This is a genomic window from Arsenophonus sp. ENCA (assembly GCF_002287155.1).
Classification (GTDB): domain Bacteria; phylum Pseudomonadota; class Gammaproteobacteria; order Enterobacterales; family Enterobacteriaceae; genus Arsenophonus; species Arsenophonus nilaparvatae.
Window position 1 is genome coordinate 1 of record NZ_NHNG01000461.1, and the last position, 3036, is coordinate 3036.

A 3036-nucleotide genomic window follows, 5' to 3' on the forward strand; every position below is an offset into this window, starting at 1 on the left:
TACAGGTTTCGATCTTGACCAGCGGGTCACCCAACTTGTCGATCGTCTGTTGGTGATACTGGTTTGCAAAGAGGTCATTCTTAATGGCGCTGCGTTTCTTCATGGTGGTTAGCTCAGTAGACCAGCTTCCGATAACTTTATCAGCAAAATCAAACTCGGCTTAGGTTTTTCGAGGTGCCCAGAGGGCTTTTACTAAAACACAAGGTTTTCCATAATACCAGTCCTATAACAAAACATACTGATAATACAATTAGCCCACTTAATGTGCTAGGCTGGTGTAGTCACTGGGATTAAAATGGCGAAAATGCGATTAATGCGATTGTCGCCATTTTAATTTAATGTTTTTTTATTGTTAATCTATTTTACTTGCATACCGGGCTTGGCACCAGTATCTGGAGTTAATAGAAAGATATCTTTGTTACCAGGACAGGCGGCTAATACCATCCCTTCTGAAACGCCAAAACGCATTTTTCGTGGCGCTAAATTAGCGACCATGATCGTTAAGCGCCCCTCAAGTACTTTCGGATCAGGATAAGCCGCGCGAATACCAGAAAAAACTTGTCGGCTGCTATCACCTAAATCTAATTGGAGTTTTAGCAGCTTATCGGAGCCTTCGACGAAATCAGCTTGCTTAATTAAAGCAACTCGTAAGTCGACTTTGTTGAAGTCATCAAAACTGATGACATCTTGGAAAGAATTTTCGCAATCTTGTTGATTAGTCATTGTTTGCGCCGTTATATTTTCGCTAGATGCCGCTAACATAGCGGTTACATTGTTCATTTCAATTCGCTGGAATAAGGTTTTAAATGGCGTAATTTCATGATTTAGCAAAGGGTCGCTAATATCATCCCAGTTTAGTGAAATATTTAAAAAAGTTTCTGCCCGATTGGTGAGTCTCGGTAATATAGGTTTTAAATAAGTCATTAGCACGCGAAATAAATTGATACCCATCGAACAGATATCATGTAAATCTTGTTCGCGATCTTCGTGTTTAGCGACTACCCAGGGTGCTTGCTCATCGATATAGCGATTGGCTAGATCGGCAAGTAACATAATTTCACGAATCGCCTTATTGTATTCACGATGACAAAATTGTTGACCAATTTTGTCTGCTGCGGCAATAAATTGCTGGTAAAGCTCAGGAGCTGCAAGTTGCGATGATAACTTACCATCAAAGTGTTTATTGATGAATCCAACATTGCGAGCCGCGAGGTTGACAACTTTATTCACGATGTCACTATTTACCCGTTGGACAAAGTCTTCTAAGTTAAGGTCAATATCATCAATGCGGGAAGAAAGCTTAGCGGCATAATAGTAACGTAAACAATCAGCATCCAGCTGATCTAAATAGGCGCGCGCGGTAATAAAAGTACCCCGTGATTTGGACATTTTTGCGCCATTTACAGTGATATAACCGTGAACAAAGATATTGGTAGGCTTACGATAACCACTACCTTCTAATATTGCTGGCCAAAATAGGCTATGGAAGTAGACAATGTCTTTACCGATAAAGTGGTAAAGATCAGCAGTAGAATCTTTGTGCCAATAACTATCGAAATCAATATTGGGTTGTTTGTCACATAGATTTTTAAATGTCCCCATATAACCAATAGGAGCATCTAACCAGACGTAAAAATATTTGCCATGCTCATTAGGAATTTCAAAACCAAAGTAAGGGGCATCACGAGTAATATCCCATTGCTGTAAACCCGCTTCAAACCACTCTTGCATTTTATTTGCCACTTGTGGTTGCAAAGCCCCTGAGCGTGTCCAACTTTGTAGCATATGACTAAATGCGGGTAAATCAAAGAAAAAATGCTCTGTTTCACGCATTTCAGGCGTTGCACCAGAAATAACCGAGTGGGGATTGATAAGCTCTGTTGGGTTATAAGTTGCGCCACAGACCTCACAATTATCACCGTATTGATCATCGGCATGGCATTTTGGGCAACCCCCTTTAACAAAGCGATCGGGTAGAAACATACCTTGCTTAGGATCATAAAGCTGCGAGATAGTTTTGTTTTTGATATAGCCACTCTCTTTTAGTGTTAAATAAATTTTTTCAGATAATGTTTTATTTTCTACACTATGAGTTGAATGGTAATTATCATAACTAATGGCAAAATCAGCAAGATCGTGTTGATGTTCCTGATTTACTTTACTAATCATCTCCTCAGGCGTTATACCTAATTGCTGAGCTTTTAGCATAATTGGAGTGCCATGGGCATCATCGGCACAAATAAAGTAAACCTGCTTGCCGCGCATTCGTTGATAACGAACCCAAATATCGGCCTGAATATGCTCTAACATATGGCCAAGGTGTATTGAACCGTTAGCATAAGGTAACGCACAGGTTACCAAAAGTTTTTTCGCGACTTGAGACATAGTAAGGATCTAATTCCCATAAAAATTGAACAATAATTTGATCTTAACTGATTGCGTTTTTTCCGGCTAGGCCTAAAACATGAATAATCAATCATTATTTTATCGTAATTTTGCTTGATAAGCGTCGTTTTTATTATCTATTTATGGGCACCTCGAAAAACTCAAGATTTTCAATTAACCCTTGGCTTTCATTCTAAATAATTAGATTTTTTTTGATTATCACGCTACTGATTCTATCGCACATTGCCCTGGCTAGGGCCATTTGACCCATTCTGGGCGTCAGAAAGCCACGATGCACGCGCTCTGGAAGTACGCCAACCGCTTTAGGTTGTAACATGCTGCCATCATCGTCATGGCAAAATTAGCGCGCACCTGTCCAATGGTGCGGATCAGTTTTCTACCCATTTGTTCCATCGCCGCAAATGCATGTTCAACCCGTGCCCTAGTCTTTGCAATCCTGTGGTTTCGCCCTTGCTGAGTCTTGGACAACGGTTTGTTTCGATGGCCTTTACGCTGAATCTGGCTCCTATAGCCGTTTGCCTTCAGCCAAGCTTCCCGCTCCGCAGAGGGATAGCCTCGGTCGGCGTAGATATTGCGATTGGTGTTGGCCTTGTCAATGACCCTTTCGAAATGCTGACTGTCGTGGGTGCT

2 protein-coding genes are annotated in these 3036 nt (G+C 41.0%); both read right to left on the minus strand.

All coding sequences use genetic code 11. The features are described from left to right. Nucleotides 1–357: 357 nt before the first annotated feature. The gene (metG, locus tag CBG25_RS11980) at nucleotides 358–2385 is read right to left on the minus strand and encodes a methionine--tRNA ligase (RefSeq protein ID WP_290606870.1); all 2028 of its coding nucleotides are present in this window, start codon (nucleotides 2383–2385) and stop codon (nucleotides 358–360) included. A 279-nt stretch (nucleotides 2386–2664) separates the two neighbouring features. Further along, nucleotides 2665–3036: transposase (locus tag CBG25_RS11985; RefSeq protein WP_290603757.1), on the minus strand; the 372-nt coding region annotated here is incomplete at its 5' end.